Origin of the sequence: Mesorhizobium sp. M7A.F.Ca.CA.001.04.2.1 (assembly GCF_003998485.1) — a bacterium.
Classification (GTDB): Bacteria; Pseudomonadota; Alphaproteobacteria; order Rhizobiales; family Rhizobiaceae; genus Mesorhizobium; species Mesorhizobium ciceri.
In genome coordinates this window covers 20,814-41,050 of sequence record NZ_RZQT01000054.1, presented here as the reverse complement: position 1 = coordinate 41,050, position 20,237 = coordinate 20,814, and the positions used below count along the sequence as shown (strand labels likewise).

Sequence of the window (20,237 nt, the reverse complement as noted above, 5' to 3'; positions counted from 1 at the left end):
GCCTGGATCGCCGGCTTCTCGGCCAGGATCTCGGTCAGCCGTTCGGCAGCACCCGCCGCTTGCGCAAGTTCGCCCCACACTTCCGACAGCGCGCCCAGCGCGCCGGCGGCGAACACCGAATAGAGCAGGAACTGGCCGAGCGTGCCTGGCGATATCGAGCCTTCGAGTACGTCGCGCGAGCCGAACCACAGCACCGCCACGACGGACGAGAAGATGGTGAAAATGGCGAAGAAGGTTAAGAAGGAGCGCGCGAAGATCGAGGAGCGTGCCGCCTCGAAAGCAGCTTCCACCGCAGCCGAGAAATGCCCGGTGACCAGCTTCTCATTGGTGAAGGCCTGCAGCGTGCGCACCGCGCCGATCTGCTCGCTGGCATAGGCGGTGGCATCGGCCAGCGTATCCTGCGCCTGGCGTGATTTGCGCCGCACCGAACGGCCGAAGGCGACCAGCGGCAGCACGATCACGGGTATTGCCGCGATGACCAGGCCGGACAGTTTCGGGCTGGTGATGACCATCATCCCCACCGCGCCAAGGCCGAGGATGACATTGCGCAGCGCCACCGAGGCCGTCGCTCCGACCGCCGACTTGACCTGCGTCGTGTCGGCGGCAAGCCGCGACACGATCTCGCCCGACTGGGCGGTGTCGAAGAAGGCAGGCGACAGCGTCGTCACATGGGCAAACACATCGCGCCTGATATCGGCGACGACGCGCTCGCCCAGCGTGATGACGAAATAGTAGCGGCCGGCCGATGCTGCCGCCAGCAGGGCGGCCATAGCCACCAGCGCTGCGAAATATTCGGCAATGAAGGTCGTGCTGGACGACGAGAAGCCATGATCGATCATGCGACGCACCGCCAGCGGCAGCGCCAGCGTGGTTGCCGCCGCGATAACCAGCGAGATAATGGCGCCGACGACCAGCGTGCGGTAGTGCGTGATGTAGGGGAACAGGCGCTTGAGCGGCTTGAGCGAACGCCGGCGCTCGTCTGCGCTGGTGATTTGCGCCATCCCGATGTTTCCTCCAGCCGTCCTTGGGGTCTGCGCCTCAATATGCGCTTGCCGCGGCCTTGTGATTCAATTCCGGCTGATGTATAGGCTCGCCGACCGTTTTAGAAGCCGTGGCTCCTCAATAGCTGCGGCTTCGAGTTTTAAAAAGGGGCGCATCGACGCAGGCTTATGCCCGTCGGCAGCGCCGGCAAGCCAGGAACCGAACCATGAAGACCGACATCCATCCCGATTACCACACCATCAAGGTCGTCATGACCGACGGCACCGAATACACGACCCGTTCGACCTGGGGCAAGGAAGGCGATACGATGAACCTCGATATCGACCCGACCACCCATCCGGCTTGGACCGGCGGCCAGCAGACCCTGCTCGACCGCGGCGGCCGCCTGTCGAAGTTCAAGAAGCGTTTCGAAGGTTTCGGCATCTAATTGCATGTCGCCCAAAAGTGCGAAGCGGTTTTGGGATAACGACTTGCATCAAGTAAGAACTTAAGCCAAACGAGCTTTCACAGATCGAAAACCCGCCCTTGTGGCGGGGTTTTTGTTGCGGCGCGGTCCTACTCGGCCAGCAATTCCCTTAACGCCATGCGCTTGTAGGCGGCGACCAGCCTGTCGCCCTCCTGCCGCTCAACCGAGATCGCCAGCCGCATGGCGGCCTCGCCCATCTGCCAGACCAGAAACGCCGTGGTTTCCAGTGTCGCCGGATCGGCTGCCGGCCGCAGCCGTTTCAGCACCGCGCTGAGGAATTCGGCGTTGGCACGGCTGTCGGCGAGTTCGAGCTGGCGCAGCGCCTTGTCAGCCTGCGTGCCCGACCAGATGTCGCGGATCACCGGCTCGGCCAGGAACAGCCGGTAATAGATGTCGACCAACTCTGAAAACGCGGACTGCAGGCCTTCGGCGTCGCTGATGCCAGCCAGTGCTGCCGAAATGCAGGACTGGCTTTCGGCGGTGTAGCGCTCGGCCAGCGCCCAGATGATCGCCCGCTTGTCCGGAAAGAACTGATAGAGCGACCCGATCGACACCCCAGCGCGCTCCGCCACCTCACCCATGCGCATGGCATCGCTGCCTTGCTCGGCGATCAGCGCCGAGGCAGCCGCCAGCATGCGCTCGACCCGCTCGCGGCTGCGCTGCTGGCTCGGCGCCCGACGCGGTGAAGCAGCCTGCTTCTGTGCGGAAACGGGGGTTGCCGCGTCTTCCATACCTGACTCCAAATGCCGCCAAAATCACTTGACTCGAAAAATACGAGGGTTTATCACGTTTTGCAAATGTGAGGATTAATCACGTTTATGCGGAGGAAAGCACATTGGGCATCTGGAGCAACTGACATGATCGCGAAACTTCTTCCCACTCTCATCTTCATTGCCGCACTTGGCTCAGGCGTCGTCGGCGGCGTCTTCTTTGCTTTCTCCAGCTTCGTCATGCCGGGCCTCGCCCGCATGCCAGCCGCAAGCGGCATTGCCGCGATGAATTCCATCAACGTCACAGCGGTGACGCCGCTGTTCATGACAGCACTGTTCGGCACGGCTCTCGTCTGCATCGTTGTCGCCATCGGTGCGGTGATCGGCTGGAACCAGCCAGGCTCGCTCTGGCTGGTTGCCGGCAGCCTGCTCTATCTCATCGGCATCGTGGTGGTGACGATGATCTTCAACGTCCCGCTCAACGATGCGCTCGCCGCCCTCGATCCGGCCAGCAGCAATGGCGCAAGCCTGTGGTCGCGCTACCTCAACGAGTGGGTGATGTGGAACCATGTCCGCACCATCAGCGGCATAGCCGCGCTGGCATTCTTCTGGTTCGCCGCGCGTTGAAAAGGATGGATGGAGCCACCGATGAAGGGTCAATATTCGAATATGGCCTTCGGCATGGCAATCGGAGTTGGTGTCGGTGCCGCGGTCGGCACCGCTCTGGATGACCTTCCGATGGGCGTCGCCGTGGGTATTGCGATTGGCGCCGCCTTCGGAGCGTGGCGACGCAAGTGACGGCAGCGCCGGCGGCCTCTACGCCTTTGTCTTCCGATCGGAATGACCGAGGTCGCGGTCCGGATCAATGACATCGCGGACCAGTTGCTTCAGCTTGGCCGCGTCCGGAAAACCGCCGTCGCGCTTGCGATCCCAGACAAGCACGTCATTGCAGGAAATGGTGAAGATGCCGCCGGTGCCCGGCACCAGCGTCACCTCGCCAAGGTCCGTGCCGAAGGTCGACAGCAGCTCCTGCGCCATCCAGCCGGCGCGCAGCAGCCACTGGCACTGCGTGCAATAGGTGATGCGGATGGCGGGGAGGATCTGCTCGCTCATGCCGGGCTGAGCTCCGCTCATGCCGCGCTGAGCTTGGCCATGGTCTCGTCGTCGACTTCGAAGTTGGCGTAGACGCTCTGCACGTCGTCGTCGTCCTCGAGCGTGGCGACCAGTTTCATCAGCGACTGTGCCCGCTCCTCGTCGACCGGAACGTTGTTCTGCGGCCGCCAGATCAGCTTCACCGATTCTGCCTCGCCGAGCGAGGTTTCCAGAGCCTTCGACACCTCACCGAGATTCTCGAAGGCGCAATAGATGGTGTGGCCTTCCTCGTCGGTTTCCACGTCGTCGGCGCCGGCTTCGATTGCCGCTTCCATGACCTTGTCGGCGCTGCCGGCCGATGCCGGATAATAGATCTCGCCGACGCGGTCCCACATGAAGGAAACCGAGCCCGTTTCGCCCATCGCGCCGCCGGCCTTGGTGAAGGCAGCACGCACATTGGACGCCGAGCGGTTGCGGTTGTCGGTCAGCGCCTCGACAATGACAGCGACGCCGCCCGGGCCATAGCCCTCATAGCGCACGGCTTCGTAATTCTCGGCATCGCCCATCGAGGCCTTGTTGACGGCGCGCTGGATGTTGTCCTTCGGCATCGACACTGCCTTGGCGTTCTGGATCGCCAGCCGCAAGCGCGGGTTCATCGATGGATCGGGCGTCCCGCTTTTAGCGGCGACGGTGATTTCGCGCGCCAGCTTGGAAAACATTTTCGACCGCACCGCATCCTGGCGGCCCTTGCGGTGCATGATGTTCTTGAACTGTGAATGGCCAGCCATGGCACCCCTGTCGTCTTCTCGGCTAGAGCATCGCGAAGCGAAGTGATCTGACCTCGTCTTCCGCAATGCCCGAATTCAAAATTTCAGAGCGTCCCAGGTGCACCTCTTGGAAGCACGGCGTTCTCTGTCGGAATGGCCGGCTTATAGATAAATCGGCTCAATTCGTCCAGCCGCACCGCGCACGGGACGCGCGCCATGGGCTGCAGCAAGCATTCACGCCTCCAGATCGGATTTCAGCCGGTCGATGATGCTGAGCGCATGGCCGGCATACTGGCTGATCCAGCGGTCGTGGATCTGCTTGATCGGCAGCGCGTTGAGATGGTTCCAGCGCTCGCGGCCGTCGCGCCGCGCAACGATCAGGTCGGCCTCCTCCAGCACCTTCAGATGCAGCATGACCGTGCAGCGATCGATATCGGGAAAGGCCTCGCACAACATGCCGGTCGTCTTCGGCGCGTCCTTCAGCTGATCCAGCATTTCGCGCCGCCGCGGATGCGCCAGCGCCTTGAAAACATTGTCGTCTTGCGATCGGCTTGACATGTTATGTTTATATAACATATTGTTGAACCGATCAAGGGAAGGAGCTGTGGATATGTCACTTGGATTCAGTGTTTCCGGACGCATCGGCAAGCCGGTCGCCGACGTCTTCGACGCAGTCGTCAATCCGAAGAAACTGAGCGGCTATTTCACCACGATCGGCGGCGCCAGCGCCCCGCTGGAAGCCGGCGCCGGCGTCGTCTGGTGGGGCAAGGTGCAGGTCGAGGTCGACGAAGTGGTCAAGGACCGCCGCATCGTGCTGCGCTGGGTTGCCACCGATGAGGACGGCAAGCCGGCCTACAAAACCCGCATCGAGATGAACTTCGAACCGCTGGACGATGGCGGCACCTTCGTCACCATCGCCGAGAGCGGCTGGCAGGAAGGCGCGGTCGGCCTGAAGAAGTCCTACCTCAATTGCGAGGGCTGGTCGCAGATGCTGGCCTGCATGAAGGCCTATCTCGAGTACGGCATCAATTTGCGCGACGGCTACTACCGCAGCGAGATGAAAGGCGAACCCGCCAACGAGACCAATATCTGACCATTAGGAGCATTCCATGGACATCCACGAAAAACCGACCGCCGAAGCCGGCATGCTGATCCGGCGGCCTGTCGCCGAAGTGTTCGAGGCCTTCGTCGACCCGGCCATCACCACAAAATTCTGGTTTACCCATGGCAGCGGCCGGCTGGACAGCGGCGAGCAGATCCACTGGGAATGGCGCATGTACGGCGTCTCGACGACGGTCGACGTCTGCGAGATCGTTCCGAACGAAAAGATCGTCATGCAGTGGAGCGATCCACCGACCACCGTGGTCTGGACTTTCACCGAAATGCCTGGCGAGACAACTTTTCTCGAGGTTCGCAATTTTGGCTTCGCCGGCGATGGCGACGGGCAGGTGAAAGAGGCCGTCGGCTCAACCGGCGGCTTCACGCTGGTACTGGCCGGTGCCAAGGCGTGGCTGGAACAAGGCCTGACGCTCGGCCTGATCGGCGACCGTCACCCGAAGGGCGTGCCGGCTAACTGAACCGGCGGGCTTGGGATCGCCGCTTTTCCTGCTCACGACGAGCTTGAGCCCAATTCTCGGCCGGAGCTTCCGGAATTTCCAAGATATCGATCTCGCTGTCAGGCAATTCAGCCAGCTTGGCCAACTGATCGCGCTGATCCTGGCTAAGGTCCCTGCTGCTCATGCCTCAATGCCCGCCGCCCGGCTTCTTGCGCCGCCGCGCCAGCATGTTGAGCCCCTCGACCAATGCCGAAAAGCCCATCGCCGCATAGATGTAGCCCTTGGGCACATGGTAGCCCATGCCGTCGGCGATCAGTGTCATGCCGATCATCAAAAGGAAGCCCAGCGCCAGCATGACAATGCTCGGGTTCTTGGCGATGAAGTTGGCCAGCGGCCCGGCCGCCAGCATCATCACGCTGACCGCCACGATCACGGCGATGTACATGATAGCGATCTCGTCGGTCATGCCGACGGCGGTGATGATCGAATCGATCGAGAAGACCAGGTCGAGCAGCAGGATCTGGAAGATCGCGCCGGCGAGGCTGATCTGCAGCGTCTCGCCCATCATCGTATCCTTGTGGTCGTCGGGATCGACCGTGTGATGGATCTCCTTGGTCGCCTTCCAGACCAGGAACAGGCCGCCGGCGATCAGGATCAGGTCGCGCCAGGAAAAACCATGGCCGAAGGCCGTGAATACCGGCGTGGTCAGCTGGACGATGATCGAAATGGTGGCCAGCAGCACCAGCCGCATGATCAGCGCCGCCGAGATGCCGAGCCGGCGGGCACGGGCCCGTTGTGCTTCCGGCAGCTTGTTGGTTAGGATCGAGATGAAGATCAGATTGTCGATGCCGAGCACGACCTCGAGCACAATCAGCGTCAGCAGCGCGACCCAGGCGGTTGGATCGGACACAAATTGAAAATGCGGCGCCAGGAATTCGATGAGCTGCATGGAGGTCGTCCCCTCTTTTAACGATCTAGAGCAGTGTCGCCGGCAGTTAGGTACTAAGCGTGCCTATATCAATGTCATGACCAGAAGGACGGTGCGGTTTCCTCCAGCCGCGGGCCGCGACGAAACGGCGCGATCCGCTCGGTCAGCCCGGTGCGGTCGGAAATATCGACGCCGACGCCGCACAAGGTCGCCGGTCCGGTCGCCGCTTCGAAGCGGCCTTTCGGCACTTTCGACAGGAACCGGTTGAGCGGCTCCTCCTTGTCCATGCCGAGCGAGGAATCATAGTCGCCGCACATGCCGGCGTCGGACATATAACCGGTACCGCCATTGAGGATCTGGTGATCGCCGGTCGGCTGGTGGGTGTGGGTGCCGACGACGAGGCTGGCGCGGCCGTCGACGAAATGCGCGAAGCACATCTTTTCCGAGGTCGCCTCGGCGTGGAAGTCGATGATCACGGCATCCGCCTGCTCGCCGAGCGGACAGGCGGCAAGCTCGCGTTCGCCGGCCTGGAAGGGATCGTCGAGTTCGGGATGCATGAACACCCGGCCCATGATGTTGGCGACCAGCACGCGCGCGCCGCTCCTGGCGATGTAGACGCCGGAGCCGCGCCCGGGCGTGCCCTTGGGAAAGTTCGAGGGGCGCAGGAAGCGCTCTTCGCGCGGCGCGAAGGCGAGTGCGTCGCGCTGGTCCCAGACATGGTTGCCGGTTGTGACGACATCCGCACCGGCCGCGATCGTCTCGCGAAAGATATCTTCGGTGATGCCGAAGCCGCCGGCGGCGTTCTCACCGTTGACGATGACGAAATCGAGTTTGAAGTCGGAGATCAAGCCGGGCAGTTGTTCCCACACCGCCGTCCGTCCTGTCTTTCCAACCATGTCACCGAGGAAGAGAAGTCTCATATGATCCCGCACCGAAGGTCAGCGAAGCAAAAGCTGCATGACGTCTGTGAAAGATCATGCGTCCTTTTATCTACAATTTTGACGCGAAGCGGCGCAACCCGCTCTCGGTCAGTATTTCCGGAATGACGACGTCATGTTCCTCATCCGGCACCATTGCCACCTCCTGGCAGTCGAAGGCGATGCCGACCAGCCGCGGCGGCTGTCCCTTGTCGATCAGCTTGGCGATGGCGCGGTCGTAATAGCCGGCACCATAGCCGATGCGATGGCCGCGCGCATCGAAGGCGGCGAGCGGCACCAGCATCACCGAGGGGTCGAGCACTTCTGCTTCTTCATGCGGGCCGACCGTGCCGAAACCCATCTCGACCATCGGCGCGCCGCGCACCAGTTCGCGAAAGACGATCGTGGTTTTGTCGAGAATGGCCGGCAGGCAAAGCCGCGCGCCCCTTTCGCGCAAGGCAAACATCAGCGGCCTGACGTCGACTTCCGAGCGCATCGGCCAGAAGCCGGAAACGATCTGGCCCGGCTCAATGTGGAGGTGATCGCGTGCCGTCTCTGCCATTTCAAGCGCGACCTCCACCCGCCAGAATTCGTCGAGCGCATCGCGGCGTCCGAGGGCCTCGCGGCGAAGCTGCTTTTTCAGGTCTTTGAGAGAGGTCATGCAGTCAGGGTAGAAAAGGTCAGATCTGGATGGAGTGTTGGGAGCGACGTTTTCCACCGCAATCATCCACCGAAATGCGGGACGCGTGGCAGTAAGTGACGATCCACACAACCGGTGGAGAGAGCGATCCCGGGAACCTACAAAGTAGGTGGGCGCCGTGTGAGAAAACCCACGGGTCTTCCCAGGGACAGCTCCCTAAGGATCGTTAAGGCCCCGGGGAAAATGTTCTCCTGCCGGGAAGCACAGACCGTCCCGCCCAATATAGGCTGCCGGCCGGCTAAGCGCCAGTGAGACGGGCACTCTTTCCGTGTTGGGTTCAGGCCCTCGCGCCGCCAACACCTCACCCTTGCACAGGCACGGCCTCGTCCTTACGGTCGCGATGACCAACCGAGGAGCAAGAATGCGTTTCGAAGGCACGGCGGCCTATGTCGCCGACAAGGATCTGATGGTGGCCGTCAATGCAGCGATCGCGCTGGAGCGGCCCTTGCTGATCAAGGGCGAGCCCGGCACCGGCAAGACGGAACTGGCCCGCCAGGTGGCGGCTGCACTCGGCCTCGACCTCATCGAATGGCACGTCAAGTCGACGACGCGGGCGCAGCAGGGCCTGTACGAATATGATGCCGTCTCGCGGCTGCGCGACAGCCAGTTGGGCGACGAGCGCTTTAACGACATCAGGAACTACATCAAGCGCGGCAAACTCTGGGAGGCTTTCGCCGCCGGCAGGAAGGTCGTGCTCTTGATCGACGAGATCGACAAGGCCGACATCGAATTCCCAAACGATCTCCTGCAGGAACTCGATCGGATGGAGTTCTTCGTCTACGAGACCGGCGAAACCATCCGCGCCGCCGTCAGGCCGATCGTCATCATCACCTCCAACAACGAGAAGGAGTTGCCGGACGCGTTCCTGCGCCGCTGCTTCTTCCATTACATCCGCTTTCCCGACGTCGACACGCTGCACAGAATCGTCGACGTCCACTATCCCGGCATCAAACAGAACCTGGTTCGGGCAGCCCTCACCCAGTTCTACGAGATCCGCGAAGTGCCAGGGCTGAAGAAAAAACCGTCGACCTCCGAGGCGCTCGACTGGATCCGCCTGCTGGTCGCCGACGATATCGCGCCCGAGGATCTGCGCGCCGACCCGAAGAACGCGTTGCCCAAGCTGCATGGCGCATTGCTGAAGAACGAACAGGATGTCCATCTGTTCGAGCGGCTTGCCTTCATGGCGCGCAGGCAAGGGTGAGGCGCCGGGCACTGGCTACGATCGAGCTTCGCTTGCGCCCTGAGCACGATGACGGTCCCTTGCCTCTTGCGGCGCGACGTTTCTGGGGCCGAAGACGACGAAGCTGATGACGGCAAGGGCAAGAACGCCGATCCCGCTATAGAGCATGACCCAGCCAAAACCGTTGACTAAGGCGGCATGCGCAAGCGCGCCGGACGGGTCGAGGGTCGCCAGCCTGGGCGAATATTGGGAGAGGCCATCGAGATTTCCGGTGGCGATCTTTTCCGCCAACGCGCGCAATTCGTCCGGGTCAAGGGCAGTGCCCAATGCGGTTTTGAGATAGGAAGCAATTCCCTGCGTCAACAGCAGGCCCAGCACCGCGATGTTGATGGCGAGCGTGATCAGCCGCGCGCTGATATCGATGCCCGAAGCCATGCCGGCGCGATCCGGCGACACCGAACCCGTCGTGGTGTTGGTGGTCGGTGAGTTGGTGAGGCCGATACCGATACCGGCGATCAGCGTACCGGGCAGCATGGTCAGCCAGCTGGCTCCCTCAAGGCTCGAACCTATCCTCATGGCGATAAAGCCGACCCCCAATGTCAGCAACCCGAGCGGGATCGCCACCCGCGCCTGATAGCGGGCGCGCAGGCGCTCGGCGGTCGAGGACATCAGCATCAAGGGAAGCGTGTAGACGAGCAGCAGCAGGCCGGTCGTGGTGCTGTCGTAGCCGAGCACACCCGAAAAATAGATCGGCAGATAGATGATGAACGGCCAATAGCTGAAATTCATGCCGATGCCGCCCATGATCGCTCCCGAAAATTGACGGATCCGGAACACCGAGAAATCGAACATCGGGTAGGGGCTGATCTTCTCGGCAACGAGGAACGCGGCGAAGGCCAGCACGGCAGCACTTGCCACGCCGATGCGGGCGCCAGAGCCGAGATCGGCCCCTTGCGTGATCAGATAGGAGAAGCCGAACACCGCGAACGAGAGCGTCAGGATACCGGCACGGTCAAGCTTCTGGGCATTGTGGTCGCGTGATTCGGTGACACCGGCACCGATGAAGACCAGCGCAAGGATGGCAAGCGGCACATGGATGAGGAACACCCACTGCCAGCTCGAGAACGCGACGATCAATCCACCGATGGCGGGACCAAAGCCAAGCCCGATCCCCGAGACGACGCTCCAGGCCACAAAAGCCTTGCCGCGTTCGCTGCCGTCCTGAAACTGGTGGGACAAGACGGCCACGCTGCAAGTGAACATCGCCCCTCCCGCCAGGCCTTGCAGGAAGCGTGCAATGATGAGGAGCGAAGCGCTCGGCGCGAGGCCGCACAGCAGTGAGGCCAGGCCGAAGGCGATGGTGGCGATCACCATCACCCGTTTGCGGCCGAAGCGGTCGGCCAGCGTTCCTGTCGCCATCAGCACCGTGGTGCAGGCAATGGTGTAGGCGTTCATGATCCATTGCAGATCCTTGAAGTCGGCGGCGAGCACGCTTTCCAGTTTCGGAAGGATCACCGGGACGCTGGAGATTTCGAGGCCGAACAGCAGCGAGGCAAGGCAGGCCCCGGCAAGCGCAACGGTGTTTCGGTCGATTTGAAACGTCATGTCGATCACTTTCTGTCGAAGCATTCTGGAACCGGGCTGGCTCTTCAAACTGCGGTCGAGATGACATAGACGAGGCTTGACCATGAAAAAAGACTATGCATTTCTATTTCAGAGATAACAAAATGGAATGCCGGAGATGGCCAGTCTCGATGTCGATGCCGTGCGCACTTTCGTCATGGTGGCCGACCTGCAGAGCTTCACCCGGGCGGCTGCAGCACTTGGCAGCACCCAGGCGACGATCAGCGTCAAGTTGCGGCGGCTCGAGGAAAAGCTCGGCGCACGTTTGATCGAACGAACCCCGCGCCGCGTGGCACTGTCGGAAAGGGGGGCTGTCTTCCTGCCCGTGGCCCGCGAATTCCTTGCCGCCCATGAACGCGCCGTCGCGGAATTTTCCGCGGCGCCATGTCGGCTTGCGCTCGGCTTCGTCGATCATGTCGCGGGGCCTGAGCTTTCCACGCTGATCGCCCAGCTTCATGCCCACGATCCGTCGCTCGCGCTCAACATACGGATCGATACCAGCTCCATGCTGGAAGAAGCTTTCGATCGCGGCGAACTCGATGCGGTGATTGTGCACCAGGAAGATGACAGTCGACGCGGTGAAGCTTTGTCGCGCACCCACTATGGCTGGTTCGCGGCACCTGGCTTCGAATGGCGACCAGGCACGCCCCTGCGCCTGGCTCTTTTAAGCACCAGATGCAATTGCCCGGACCGTATGAGAGCGGTCGAGGCGCTGGACCGGGCAGGCATCGCCTGGAATGAGGCTTTCGTCGGCGGCGGCGGCGCTGCCGTCAACATCGCGGTATCGGCGGGCTTTGCCCTTTCCGCCCTCGCTTACCGGGTTGTGCCCCCGGGCTTGATCGAGGTGGGCCGCAAACTCGGCCTGCCACCAATTCCCCCCTCCGAGATCGTTTTGCAGTCGCACGCTCTGCCGCCGCGGGCGCGGGAGGCGCTGCACATGCTCGCGACCGCTTTTCGCGAATATAGTTCGCCTGCCGAATAGGCAAGGGTGTTCCTGATCCCGATTCTATTGGTATGGATCGGGTTCCAGACTTCAGAGGGAACGAAATGTCCGAGATAATCGTCCGCCCGCTCGCGCAGTCCGACCACGCCGATTGGCGGCGCCTGTGGACCGACTATCTCACCTTCTATGAGACGAAGCTGCCGGAAGAGGTCTACGCCGTCACCTGGAAGCGGCTGTTCACTCCGGGCGAATTCGAGCCAAAAGGCTTCATCGCCACACTGGACAGCAAGGCGGTCGGTCTCACGCACTACCTGTACCACCGCTCCGGCTGGTCGGAGAAAAACAACTGCTATCTGCAGGATTTGTTCGCCGACCCGAATGTGCGCGGCAAGGGGATCGGCGCCGCCCTTATCAACGCAGTGAAGGAAGAGGCGGCAAAGATCGGCGTCAAGAATGTCTACTGGATGACGCACGAGACCAACGCCACCGCGCGCAAGCTTTACGACCACGTCGCCCGCCGCACGGGCTTCATCGAGTATGATTTGCTGTAACCGGCCATGTTCATCCCCTTCTTCCTTGAACTGAAGGCTGCACGCGTTCCCGTCTCGCTCAGGGAATATCTGTCGCTGCTGGAGGGTCTGGAAGCTGGGCTGGTCGACTACGACGTCGAAGGTTTTTATTACCTCGCCCGCGCCGCCCTGGTGAAGGACGAGCGCCACATCGACCGCTTCGACCAGGTGTTCGCGCATGTCTTCAAGGGCATTGAAGCGCTGGGCGGACCGGATGCAGTCGATATCGCCAACATCCCCGAGGAATGGTTGCGCCGCCTCGCCGAAAAGCACCTGACCGACGAGGAGAAAAAACTGGTTGAAGCGCTCGGCGGTTTCGAGAAACTGATGGAGACATTGAAACAGCGGCTGCAGGAGCAAAAAGGCCGTCACCAGGGCGGCTCGAAATGGATCGGCACCGGCGGCACCTCGCCTTTCGGCGCCTATGGCTACAATCCCGAAGGCGTGCGCATCGGCCAGCATGAAAGCCGCAACCGCCGCGCGGTTAAGGTCTGGGACAAGCGCGAGTTCAGGAATTTCGACGATGCCGTCGAACTCGGCACCCGCAACATCAAGATCGCGCTGAAACGCCTGCGCCGCTGGGTGCGCGAGGGTGCCGAGGAAGAGTTCGACCTGCCCGGAACCATCCACGCCACGGCCGAACACGGCTATCTCGACGTGCAGACGCGGCCAGAGCGGCGCAACGCGGTGAAGCTTTTGATGTTCTTCGATGTCGGCGGTTCGATGGACGACCACATCAAAGGCGTCGAGGAGCTATTCTCGGCCGCCCGCGCCGAATTCCGCCAGCTCGAATATTTCTATTTCCACAACTGCCTCTATGAGGGCGTGTGGAAGGACAATCGCCGCAGGCATGCCGAGGTGATTCCGACCTTCGACCTGCTTCACAAATACGGTCCGGACTACAAGGTGATCGTCGTCGGCGACGCCTCGATGAGCCCTTACGAGATCGCTCACCCCGGCGGTTCGGTCGAGCACTGGAATCCGGAGGCAGGCAGCGTCTGGCTCGGCCGTCTGCTGCAGCAATGGCCGAACGCGGTATGGCTGAACCCCGAAGACCCCAAGAACTGGGGCTACACCCATTCGATTGCGATGATCCGCGACATCTTCGGCGGCCGCATGTTCCCGCTGACGCTGGCCGGGCTGGAGGGCGCGACCAAGCAGCTTTCAAGAAAGCACTGAAAGACCGACAGGAGATCCGATGACCTGCTTCCTCTGCCTGCAATGCGGCGTCCAGTTCGCGGCGACAGAGACGCCGCCAGAACATTGCCCGATCTGCGAGGACGAGCGCCAATATGTGCGCTGGGAGGGCCAAGCGTGGATCACGCCGGAGGAACTTGCCGAAGGGCACCGGCTTGTGATGAAGGACGATGCCGGCGTTCTCGCCTTCGGCATCGAGCCGCGCTTCGCCATCGGCCAACGGGCGCTGCTGGCGCAGACGCCACACGGCAACGTGCTGTGGGACTGCGTTTCGATGGTCAGCGACGAGGCGGTGGCCGAGATCAACCGCCGCGGTGGCCTGGCGGCGATCGCCATCTCGCACTGCCACTATTATTCGGTGATGGCCAGTTGGAGCGAGGCGTTTGGCGGCGTGCCGATTTATCTCCATGCCGACGACCGCCAATGGATCATGCGACCGCACAAGGCGATCGTCAGTTGGGAAGGCGAGACGCTGGCCATAAACCCTTCGCTGACGCTCATCCGCTGCGGCGGCCACTTTGCCGGCGGTCAGGTGCTGCACTGGAAACGCGATGTCGGCGACGTCTTGCTGGCCGGCGATATCTTGCAGGTGACGCCGACGCGCCGCCATGTCAGCTTCATGTACAGCTATCCGAACTACATTCCGCTCAATGCAGCGGCTGTGCGCCGCATCGCGGCGGCACTGGAGCCATTCGCGTTCGACCATATCTATGGTGCATGGTGGAACCAGAGTGTCATCGGGGGCGCAAAAGCGGCCTTGGCTGCTTCGGTCGATCGCTATCTCAGGGCGATCGCATAAAGATCACGATCGAAAATGCGGGCAAATCGCGTAACAAATGCCTATCTTGGTGCGAATATGAGGTTGCAATCCGCGCATGATCCCGAACCTCCGGTTCGGAAAGGATTATGCGCAAAACCAAAGTACTACAGCGTCCCTTTGCGCGTCCGATGGGCGCGCGGCGCTGTAGTGGCGAGCCGGCAAGGCTGAGGAGATCACATGGACACCCACACCTACCCTGTAACCCGCACCGACGCCGAATGGCGCGCCCGGCTGACGCCGGAGCAGTATGCCGTCATGCGCGGCCACGGCACCGAGCGGCCGGGAAGCTGCGCTTTGCTCTACGAGAAGCGCGCCGGCACCTTTTCCTGCGTCGGCTGCGACCAGCCTTTGTTTGAATCCAAGTTGAAGTTCGAGAGCGGCACCGGCTGGCCGAGCTTCAACGACCCGGTGCCGGGTTCGGTCGAAAACACCGTCGACCGCAGCTACGGCATGGTTCGCACCGAATGCCATTGCGCCCGCTGCGGCAGCCATCTCGGCCATGTTTTCGAGGACGGCCCGCCGCCGACCGGCCTGCGCTATTGCATCAACGGCGTGGCGCTGAAATTCGAGCCGGCGGCCTGAACCGAAATTCGATTGAATGAAGGAAAAGGGCGGCTGCGGCCGCCCTTTTCATTGCCCCCCGGCCGAACCCGGCGAACGCGGTGGGCGCCCGTGTCCGCTCTCAGACCACGACCGTCAGGATCAGCCATAATGTGGCGCCGAGCGTCATCAGTGAGGCCTTGGCGCCACCGGCCTTTTCCGTGGTTCGCCATACGGAAAAGGTCAGAAAGAGGTTGTAGGGCACCGGTGCGAAATGCACCGCCAGAACCAGCGCCAGCGGCAGCTTCAGTCCGAGCAGGACGATCGCGGCCACCAGAGATGCGACGTTGAGCGCCGTGCCGACAAGAACAAGGTCGCGCCAGAACAGCCGGTCGAGCGGCACCTGGCCTTGCCAGCGTGAGCGGAAAAAGGAGCCGATACCCTCTGGCAACACCGGATGTCTATCCCTGCCTCAGGACTTCGGTTACCGCGCGCTCGAAGCGCGAACATTCGGTCACCAGCCAGTCGGCCATGGCTGGCCAGTTGTCCTCGGCATAGCAGTTCACCCGCCACATCGAATTGATGCCGAGATCCTCGCAACTCTGTTCCGGCTTGAGCTTCAGCCTGGCTTCGATATCAGGCTGGAACGGTTTCAACCGCGACCACGCTTGCGTGGCGCCGAACTTCTCGTTGCGGCCGAAGAAGACGCCGACCTGGCTCTGCGCCGGCGCGACATACATGGAAAGGACCAAGGCGAAATCGGGCAGCCCGCGCTGCCAGAACCAGGGTCCGCGCCTCGCCATCAGAGCCCTTTCTCCCGGATGCCGCTCGGCGAACAGCGTCCAGAAGCCGCGCTGGCGGAATTCAGAGGCGCGGCGGGCGCCGAAGTCGAATTCGCTCATGGCTCGATGCTCGCTCCGGCATCATGCTCGGCCGGAGACTGTTTCGAAATTCGCTCCGGCGAGTCAGATGGTGGTGGTTTCGAGAACCGGAGCGGAGCGTACTTAAAGTACGTGAGCTCAGTTCTACTGCATTGCAGTAGAACTAGGGAAGCGCAGAAAACGCCACCAGATGGCCGCCGGATTAGAATTTCCAGACGGTCTCTACACCATGCCGAGTGCGGCCTTATACAGATCGAGGATGGTTTCCTCTTCCTGACGCTCGGCCTGGTCCTTCTTGCGCAGCCGGATGATCGTGCGCATCGCCTTGGTGTCGAAGCCTGTGCCCTTGGCCTCGGCGAACACTTCCTTGATGTCGTCGGAAATGGTCTTCTTCTCTTCCTCGAGCCGCTCTATGCGCTCGATGAAGGCACGCAGCTGGCCGGCGGCAACAGTCTGGCTGGTATCGGTGATATCGTCGGCCATATTTTTCTCCACATCGTTTCTGCGCCGCGACTCGGGATGCATGCAGCGGCGAATTGAGCGGGCTCGATGCCCGACCGGCGGCGGCGGGTCAAGCTGTTATCGATGATCGAACTGACGCTGCCGCCACGATGCGGACAGCGATCCCCAGGAAGGTATCAATTAGCTGAAAGCGATCAGCAGATCCTTGGCATCGATCTGGTCGCCTGCCTTGACCAGCACCTCGGCGACCGTGCCGTCGCGCTCGGCATGCAGCGCCGTCTCCATCTTCATCGCTTCGATGGAAAGCAGCACGTCACCGGCCTTCACAGCCTGGCCGGCAGCCACCGAAAGCGCAGAAACGACGCCCGGCATCGGTGCGCCGACATGCGCCTCGTTGCCGGGTTCGGCCTTGCGGCGGGCCTTGGCGGCGGACGCGCCATGCGCCCGGTCGGGCACCTTGACACGGCGCGGCTGGCCGTTGAGCTCGAAGAACACGGTGACCATGCCCTTCTCGTCGACATCGCCGATGGCAAGGCACCGCACCACCAGCGTCTTGCCCTTCTCGATGTCGACGAAAATCTCGTCTTCCGGCTTCATGCCGTAGAAATAGGTCGGCGTCGGCAGCACGCTGACCGGCCCATAGGTTTCCTGTGCGCCGGCGAAATCCGTGAACACCTTCGGATACATCAGCCACGAGGCGAATTCGAACTCCGACAGCTTGCGCTCGAGCTTCTCCTCGATTTCCTTGCGGTTGGCCTTGAGGTCGGCTGGCTTGAGCAGCGAGCCGGGCCGCACCGTGATCGGCTTGTCGCCCTTGAGCGCCTTCCTCTGCAGCGCCGCCGGCCACCCGCCTGGCGACTGGCCGAGATCGCCGCGCAGCATCGAGACGACCGAATCCGGGAAGGCGATATCCCTGTCGGGATTTTCGACATCGGCAACGGTCAGGTCCTGGCTGACCATCATCAATGCCATGTCGCCGACGACCTTGGACGACGGCGTCACCTTGACGATGTCGCCGAACATCAGATTGACGTCGTGATAGGTCTGCGCCACCTCGTGCCAGCGCGTCTCCAATCCGAGCGAGCGAGCCTGTTCCTTCAGATTGGTGAACTGCCCGCCCGGCATCTCGTGCAGATAGACTTCCGAGGCCGGCCCTTTGAGATCGCTTTCGAAGGCGGCGTACTGGTTGCGCACCGCTTCCCAGTAGAACGAGATCTTCCTGATCCATTGCGGGTCGAGACCGGGGTCGCGTTCGGTGCCCTTCAGCGCCTCGACGAGTGAGCCAAGGCATGGCTGCGAGGTGTTGCCGGAGAAGGCATCCATCGCCGCGTCTATGGCGTCGACGCCGCTTTCCACCGCCGCCAGCACCGTCGCCGCCGACAGGCCCGACGTGTCGTGGGTGTGGAAATGGATCGGCAGGTCGGTCGCCTCGCGCAGCGCCTTGAACAGCACGCGTGCTGCGGAAGGCTTCAGCAGACCGGCCATGTCCTTGACGGCGATGATGTGGGCGCCGGCCGCCTGCAATTCCCTGGCTAGGCCGACATAGTATTTGAGGTCGTATTTCGCCCGAGCCGGATCGAGGATATCGCCGGTGTAGCAGATCGCCGCTTCGATCAGCTTGCCCTCGGCGCCGACCGCATCCATGGCGACGCGCATGTTGTCGACCCAGTTCAGGCAATCGAAGACCCGGAACAGGTCGATGCCACCGCTTGCTGCCTGCTTGACGAAATGCTGCACGACATTGTCGGGATAGTTGGTGTAGCCGACGCCATTGGCACCGCGCAGCAGCATCTGCAACAGCAGATTGGGCGCCGCCTCGCGCACCAGCGACAGCCGCTCCCACGGATCCTCGGTGAGGAAGCGCATGGCGACGTCGAAGGTGGCGCCACCCCAGCATTCCAGCGATAGAAGCTGCGGCAAGGCACGCGCATAGGTACCGGCGATGCCGGCAATGTCATGCGTGCGCATGCGCGTCGCCAGCAGCGATTGATGGCCATCACGCATCGTCGTGTCGGTGACCAGAACCTCCTTCTGATCGCGCATCCAGGCGGCGAACTTCTGCGGGCCCAGCACATCCAGCTTCTGCTTGCTGCCGCCGGGCACATTGCCGTTGAGGTAAGGCACCACGGGTGCCGCGGCGTCGGCCTTCGGCTGCGGCCGGCCGCGCGTCTCGGGATGGCCGTTGACGCTGACGTCGGCGAGATAGTTGATGAGCTTGGTGGCGCGGTCCTGGCGCTTGACCTGCTGGAACAGTTCCGGCGTCGTGTCGATGAACTTGGTCGTGTAGGAATTGTCGGCGAAGCTCGGATGGTTGATGATCGCTTCGAGGAAGGTCAAATTGGTGGCGACGCCGCGGATGCGGAACTCGCGCAGCGCCCGATTCATGCGGGCGATCGTCTCGGCCGGCGTCGGCGCCCACGCCGTCACCTTCTCCAGCAGCGGATCGTAGAAGCGGGTGATGACCGCGCCCGAATAAGCGGTGCCGCCATCGAGGCGGATGCCGAAGCCCGTCGCGCCGCGATAGGCGGTGATGCGGCCGTAATCCGGGATGAAATTGTGCTCGGGATCTTCCGTGGTGATACGGCACTGCAGCGCGTGGCCGTTCAGCCTTATGTCCTTCTGCGCCGGCACGCCTGATTCCGGTGTGCCGATGGCAAAGCCGTCGAGGATATGGATCTGCGCCTTGACGATATCGATGCCGGTCACCTGCTCGGTGACGGTGTGCTCGACCTGGATGCGCGGGTTGACCTCGATGAAATAGAATTTGCCGGTGTCGGCATCCTGCAGGAACTCGACCGTGCCGGCGCCGATATAGCTGGTTTCGCGGGCGATCTTGAGCGCATGGCCGCAAAGCTCCTCGCGCTGCGACATTTCGAGATAGGGCGCCGGCGCCCGCTCGACGACCTTCTGGTTGCGGCGCTGGATCGAACAGTCGCGCTCGAACAGGTGCACGGCATTGCCATGGGTATCGCCCAGCACCTGCACCTCGACATGACGGGCGCGTTCGATCAGCTTTTCGAGATAGACCTCGTCCTTGCCGAAGGCGGCTTTCGCCTCGCGCTTGCCTTCGGTGACTTCGCGGGCAAGGTCGGCTTCGGCGCGGATGGCCCGCATGCCGCGGCCGCCGCCGCCCCATGATGCCTTCAGCATCACCGGATAGCCGATTTCCTTGGCCAGTGCCTTGACCGTCTCCATGTCATCCGGCAACGGATCGGTGGCGGGGATCACCGGCACGCCGACCTCGATGGCGAGATTGCGCGCCGCGACCTTGTTGCCGAGCCGCCGCATTGTGTCCGGCCTCGGCCCGATGAAGGTAATGCCGGCTTCGGCACAGGCGTCGGCGAATTCGGGGCTTTCCGACAACAATCCGTAGCCGGGATGGATAGCATCGGCACCCGACAGCCTGGCGACGCGGATCACCTCCTCGATCGACAGATAGCTTTCGATCGGCCCCATGTCCCTGGTCAGATGCGGCCCGCGTCCGACCTGGTAGCTCTCGTCGGCCTTGAAGCGATGCAGGGAGTATTTGTCTTCCTCCGCCCAGATCGCCACGGTTTTGAGTCCGAGTTCGTTGGCCGCGCGGAAGACGCGAATGGCGATTTCGGACCGGTTGGCGACGAGGATCTTCGTGATGGCCAAGGACTGGGCTCCAGCGACGGAAGGAAGAGAAATCGGCGCAATGATTAGCGTGAAAATGCTGCAGTGCAAACGAAATTGACGCGCACTTAAACCGATTGAAATAAAAACATTGCGCCAAGGACCCTTCCCATTCCTCCGAACAGCCAAAAAAGAGCCGGCTTTCCGGTTAATGCACGATCATTCCCCGGCTAAGCATCGGCTCCATCGGCCGCCCCTGAACATGACGATGGCAAAAGAAAATGCCC

The 20,237-nt window shown here is 62.2% G+C and carries 25 protein-coding genes and 1 other RNA gene; 11 read left to right on the top strand and 15 right to left on the bottom strand.

All coding sequences use genetic code 11. The features are described from left to right. A partial coding sequence (locus tag EN955_RS18455) for an ABC transporter transmembrane domain-containing protein (protein WP_245459447.1) occupies positions 1-1,001 on the bottom strand: 1,001 nt, incomplete at its 3' end. Between the two features lie 206 nt (positions 1,002-1,207). Between EN955_RS18455 and rpmE the strand changes: the two genes are divergently transcribed. Continuing rightward, a complete protein-coding gene (gene rpmE, locus EN955_RS18450) occupies positions 1,208-1,429 on the top strand; it encodes a 50S ribosomal protein L31 (protein ID WP_013529118.1) in 222 nt (73 codons plus the stop codon). 128 nt (positions 1,430-1,557) lie between these two features. Here the strand turns inward: rpmE and EN955_RS18445 are convergent, their stop codons facing one another. Next, positions 1,558-2,199, bottom strand: a complete 642-nt coding sequence (locus EN955_RS18445) for a TetR/AcrR family transcriptional regulator (RefSeq protein ID WP_024502910.1) — start codon at positions 2,197-2,199, stop codon at positions 1,558-1,560. A 126-nt stretch (positions 2,200-2,325) separates the two neighbouring features. Here EN955_RS18445 and EN955_RS18440 point away from each other — a divergent pair, with 126 nt between their 5' ends. Together EN955_RS18440 and EN955_RS18435 are read left to right on the top strand one after the other, a co-directional pair. Next, positions 2,326-2,805 carry an anthrone oxygenase family protein gene (locus EN955_RS18440; RefSeq protein WP_024502909.1) on the top strand — a complete coding sequence of 160 codons (480 nt, stop codon included), beginning with the start codon at positions 2,326-2,328 and terminating at the stop codon, positions 2,803-2,805. A gap of 21 nt (positions 2,806-2,826) precedes the next feature. Continuing rightward, positions 2,827-2,976: a hypothetical protein gene (locus EN955_RS18435; protein ID WP_081714260.1), complete on the top strand. Its 150-nt coding sequence runs from the start codon at positions 2,827-2,829 to the stop codon at positions 2,974-2,976. Between the two features lie 18 nt (positions 2,977-2,994). On the opposite strand, the gene EN955_RS18430 is transcribed toward EN955_RS18435, so the two are convergent. The 3 genes from EN955_RS18430 to EN955_RS18420 all read right to left on the bottom strand — a co-directional run bounded on the left by EN955_RS18430 (position 2,995) and on the right by EN955_RS18420 (position 4,595). Beyond that, entirely contained in the window at positions 2,995-3,291 is a 297-nt protein-coding gene (locus EN955_RS18430) for a SelT/SelW/SelH family protein (RefSeq protein WP_127218697.1), read from the bottom strand. Between the two features lie 17 nt (positions 3,292-3,308). Then, entirely contained in the window at positions 3,309-4,058 is a 750-nt protein-coding gene (locus EN955_RS18425; RefSeq protein ID WP_013529113.1) for a YebC/PmpR family DNA-binding transcriptional regulator, read from the bottom strand. A gap of 213 nt (positions 4,059-4,271) precedes the next feature. Further along, positions 4,272-4,595 (bottom strand): helix-turn-helix domain-containing protein, encoded by a 324-nt coding sequence (locus EN955_RS18420; protein ID WP_024502907.1) that lies wholly within the window; start codon positions 4,593-4,595, stop codon positions 4,272-4,274. A 52-nt stretch (positions 4,596-4,647) separates the two neighbouring features. Here EN955_RS18420 and EN955_RS18415 point away from each other — a divergent pair, with 52 nt between their 5' ends. Continuing rightward, positions 4,648-5,130, top strand: coding sequence for an SRPBCC domain-containing protein (locus EN955_RS18415; protein ID WP_024502906.1), 483 nt, complete (start codon positions 4,648-4,650; stop codon positions 5,128-5,130). A 16-nt stretch (positions 5,131-5,146) separates the two neighbouring features. Continuing rightward, the gene (locus EN955_RS18410; RefSeq protein WP_024502905.1) at positions 5,147-5,614 is read left to right on the top strand and encodes an SRPBCC family protein; all 468 of its coding nucleotides are present in this window, start codon (positions 5,147-5,149) and stop codon (positions 5,612-5,614) included. Here the strand turns inward: EN955_RS18410 and EN955_RS34840 are convergent. The 5 genes from EN955_RS34840 to ssrS form a co-directional block, all read right to left on the bottom strand. After that, on the bottom strand, positions 5,607-5,777 hold the full coding sequence (locus EN955_RS34840) for a hypothetical protein (protein ID WP_155924945.1): 171 nt from the start codon (positions 5,775-5,777) through the stop codon (positions 5,607-5,609). The two genes, EN955_RS18410 and EN955_RS34840, sit on opposite strands and share 8 nt — an antisense overlap. Positions 5,778-5,780: 3 nt before the next feature. Next, a complete protein-coding gene (locus EN955_RS18405) occupies positions 5,781-6,542 on the bottom strand; it encodes a TerC family protein (RefSeq protein ID WP_013529109.1) in 762 nt (253 codons plus the stop codon). Positions 6,543-6,616: 74 nt separating this feature from the next. Beyond that, complete coding sequence (locus tag EN955_RS18400) at positions 6,617-7,441, bottom strand: YmdB family metallophosphoesterase (RefSeq protein ID WP_024502904.1); 825 nt, start codon at positions 7,439-7,441, stop codon at positions 6,617-6,619. Positions 7,442-7,511: 70 nt separating this feature from the next. After that, complete coding sequence (locus tag EN955_RS18395) at positions 7,512-8,099, bottom strand: 5-formyltetrahydrofolate cyclo-ligase (RefSeq protein ID WP_024502903.1); 588 nt, start codon at positions 8,097-8,099, stop codon at positions 7,512-7,514. A gap of 96 nt (positions 8,100-8,195) precedes the next feature. After that, positions 8,196-8,351: non-coding RNA, 6S RNA (gene ssrS, locus EN955_RS18390), on the bottom strand. A gap of 148 nt (positions 8,352-8,499) precedes the next feature. On the opposite strand from ssrS, the gene EN955_RS18385 reads away from it, so the two are divergent. After that, positions 8,500-9,339 (top strand): MoxR family ATPase, encoded by an 840-nt coding sequence (locus EN955_RS18385; protein WP_024502902.1) that lies wholly within the window; start codon positions 8,500-8,502, stop codon positions 9,337-9,339. 15 nt (positions 9,340-9,354) lie between these two features. Here the strand turns inward: EN955_RS18385 and EN955_RS18380 are convergent, their stop codons facing one another. Further along, positions 9,355-10,923 (bottom strand): MFS transporter, encoded by a 1,569-nt coding sequence (locus EN955_RS18380; protein ID WP_024502901.1) that lies wholly within the window; start codon positions 10,921-10,923, stop codon positions 9,355-9,357. Between the two features lie 136 nt (positions 10,924-11,059). Between EN955_RS18380 and EN955_RS18375 the strand changes: the two genes are divergently transcribed. From EN955_RS18375 to msrB, 5 genes are all read left to right on the top strand, one after another. Then, positions 11,060-11,923 (top strand): LysR family transcriptional regulator, encoded by an 864-nt coding sequence (locus EN955_RS18375; protein ID WP_024502900.1) that lies wholly within the window; start codon positions 11,060-11,062, stop codon positions 11,921-11,923. A 65-nt stretch (positions 11,924-11,988) separates the two neighbouring features. Next, positions 11,989-12,435, top strand: a complete 447-nt coding sequence (locus EN955_RS18370; RefSeq protein ID WP_024502899.1) for a GNAT family N-acetyltransferase — start codon at positions 11,989-11,991, stop codon at positions 12,433-12,435. 6 nt (positions 12,436-12,441) lie between these two features. After that, positions 12,442-13,632, top strand: coding sequence for a VWA domain-containing protein (locus EN955_RS18365; RefSeq protein WP_024502898.1), 1,191 nt, complete (start codon positions 12,442-12,444; stop codon positions 13,630-13,632). A 19-nt stretch (positions 13,633-13,651) separates the two neighbouring features. After that, positions 13,652-14,449, top strand: a complete 798-nt coding sequence (locus tag EN955_RS18360) for an MBL fold metallo-hydrolase (RefSeq protein WP_024502897.1) — start codon at positions 13,652-13,654, stop codon at positions 14,447-14,449. 198 nt (positions 14,450-14,647) lie between these two features. Further along, a complete protein-coding gene (gene msrB / locus EN955_RS18355; protein WP_013529102.1) occupies positions 14,648-15,052 on the top strand; it encodes a peptide-methionine (R)-S-oxide reductase MsrB in 405 nt (134 codons plus the stop codon). Between the two features lie 100 nt (positions 15,053-15,152). On the opposite strand, the gene EN955_RS18350 is transcribed toward msrB, so the two are convergent. From EN955_RS18350 to pyc, 4 genes are all read right to left on the bottom strand, one after another. Next, positions 15,153-15,464, bottom strand: a complete 312-nt coding sequence (locus tag EN955_RS18350; protein ID WP_024502896.1) for a hypothetical protein — start codon at positions 15,462-15,464, stop codon at positions 15,153-15,155. 7 nt (positions 15,465-15,471) lie between these two features. Beyond that, entirely contained in the window at positions 15,472-15,912 is a 441-nt protein-coding gene (locus EN955_RS18345) for a hypothetical protein (protein WP_024502895.1), read from the bottom strand. A 201-nt stretch (positions 15,913-16,113) separates the two neighbouring features. Further along, positions 16,114-16,374, bottom strand: a complete 261-nt coding sequence (locus EN955_RS18340) for a DUF2312 domain-containing protein (protein ID WP_013529099.1) — start codon at positions 16,372-16,374, stop codon at positions 16,114-16,116. Positions 16,375-16,533: 159 nt separating this feature from the next. Continuing rightward, positions 16,534-19,992 carry a pyruvate carboxylase gene (gene pyc, locus EN955_RS18335; RefSeq protein WP_024502894.1) on the bottom strand — a complete coding sequence of 1,153 codons (3,459 nt, stop codon included), beginning with the start codon at positions 19,990-19,992 and terminating at the stop codon, positions 16,534-16,536. Positions 19,993-20,237: the final 245 nt, after the last annotated feature.

What these genes read in the sequence shown, in the direction of transcription:
- EN955_RS18405 (WP_013529109.1), bottom strand. Translation starts at nt 6,542, where the DNA reads ATGCAGCTCATCGAATTCCTGGCGCCGCATTTTCAATTTGTGTCCGAT.
- EN955_RS18440 (WP_024502909.1), top strand. Translation starts at nt 2,326, where the DNA reads ATGATCGCGAAACTTCTTCCCACTCTCATCTTCATTGCCGCACTTGGC.
- EN955_RS18385 (WP_024502902.1), top strand. Translation starts at nt 8,500, where the DNA reads ATGCGTTTCGAAGGCACGGCGGCCTATGTCGCCGACAAGGATCTGATG.
- EN955_RS18415 (WP_024502906.1), top strand. Translation starts at nt 4,648, where the DNA reads ATGTCACTTGGATTCAGTGTTTCCGGACGCATCGGCAAGCCGGTCGCC.
- EN955_RS18420 (WP_024502907.1), bottom strand. Translation starts at nt 4,595, where the DNA reads ATGTCAAGCCGATCGCAAGACGACAATGTTTTCAAGGCGCTGGCGCAT.
- msrB (WP_013529102.1), top strand. Translation starts at nt 14,648, where the DNA reads ATGGACACCCACACCTACCCTGTAACCCGCACCGACGCCGAATGGCGC.
- EN955_RS18400 (WP_024502904.1), bottom strand. Translation starts at nt 7,441, where the DNA reads ATGAGACTTCTCTTCCTCGGTGACATGGTTGGAAAGACAGGACGGACG.
- rpmE (WP_013529118.1), top strand. Translation starts at nt 1,208, where the DNA reads ATGAAGACCGACATCCATCCCGATTACCACACCATCAAGGTCGTCATG.
- EN955_RS18370 (WP_024502899.1), top strand. Translation starts at nt 11,989, where the DNA reads ATGTCCGAGATAATCGTCCGCCCGCTCGCGCAGTCCGACCACGCCGAT.
- EN955_RS18435 (WP_081714260.1), top strand. Translation starts at nt 2,827, where the DNA reads ATGAAGGGTCAATATTCGAATATGGCCTTCGGCATGGCAATCGGAGTT.
- EN955_RS18430 (WP_127218697.1), bottom strand. Translation starts at nt 3,291, where the DNA reads ATGAGCGAGCAGATCCTCCCCGCCATCCGCATCACCTATTGCACGCAG.
- EN955_RS18380 (WP_024502901.1), bottom strand. Translation starts at nt 10,923, where the DNA reads ATGACGTTTCAAATCGACCGAAACACCGTTGCGCTTGCCGGGGCCTGC.
- EN955_RS18425 (WP_013529113.1), bottom strand. Translation starts at nt 4,058, where the DNA reads ATGGCTGGCCATTCACAGTTCAAGAACATCATGCACCGCAAGGGCCGC.
- EN955_RS18365 (WP_024502898.1), top strand. Translation starts at nt 12,442, where the DNA reads ATGTTCATCCCCTTCTTCCTTGAACTGAAGGCTGCACGCGTTCCCGTC.
- EN955_RS18360 (WP_024502897.1), top strand. Translation starts at nt 13,652, where the DNA reads ATGACCTGCTTCCTCTGCCTGCAATGCGGCGTCCAGTTCGCGGCGACA.
- EN955_RS18375 (WP_024502900.1), top strand. Translation starts at nt 11,060, where the DNA reads ATGGCCAGTCTCGATGTCGATGCCGTGCGCACTTTCGTCATGGTGGCC.
- EN955_RS18410 (WP_024502905.1), top strand. Translation starts at nt 5,147, where the DNA reads ATGGACATCCACGAAAAACCGACCGCCGAAGCCGGCATGCTGATCCGG.
- EN955_RS18445 (WP_024502910.1), bottom strand. Translation starts at nt 2,199, where the DNA reads ATGGAAGACGCGGCAACCCCCGTTTCCGCACAGAAGCAGGCTGCTTCA.
- EN955_RS34840 (WP_155924945.1), bottom strand. Translation starts at nt 5,777, where the DNA reads ATGAGCAGCAGGGACCTTAGCCAGGATCAGCGCGATCAGTTGGCCAAG.
- EN955_RS18395 (WP_024502903.1), bottom strand. Translation starts at nt 8,099, where the DNA reads ATGACCTCTCTCAAAGACCTGAAAAAGCAGCTTCGCCGCGAGGCCCTC.
- EN955_RS18340 (WP_013529099.1), bottom strand. Translation starts at nt 16,374, where the DNA reads ATGGCCGACGATATCACCGATACCAGCCAGACTGTTGCCGCCGGCCAG.
- EN955_RS18345 (WP_024502895.1), bottom strand. Translation starts at nt 15,912, where the DNA reads ATGAGCGAATTCGACTTCGGCGCCCGCCGCGCCTCTGAATTCCGCCAG.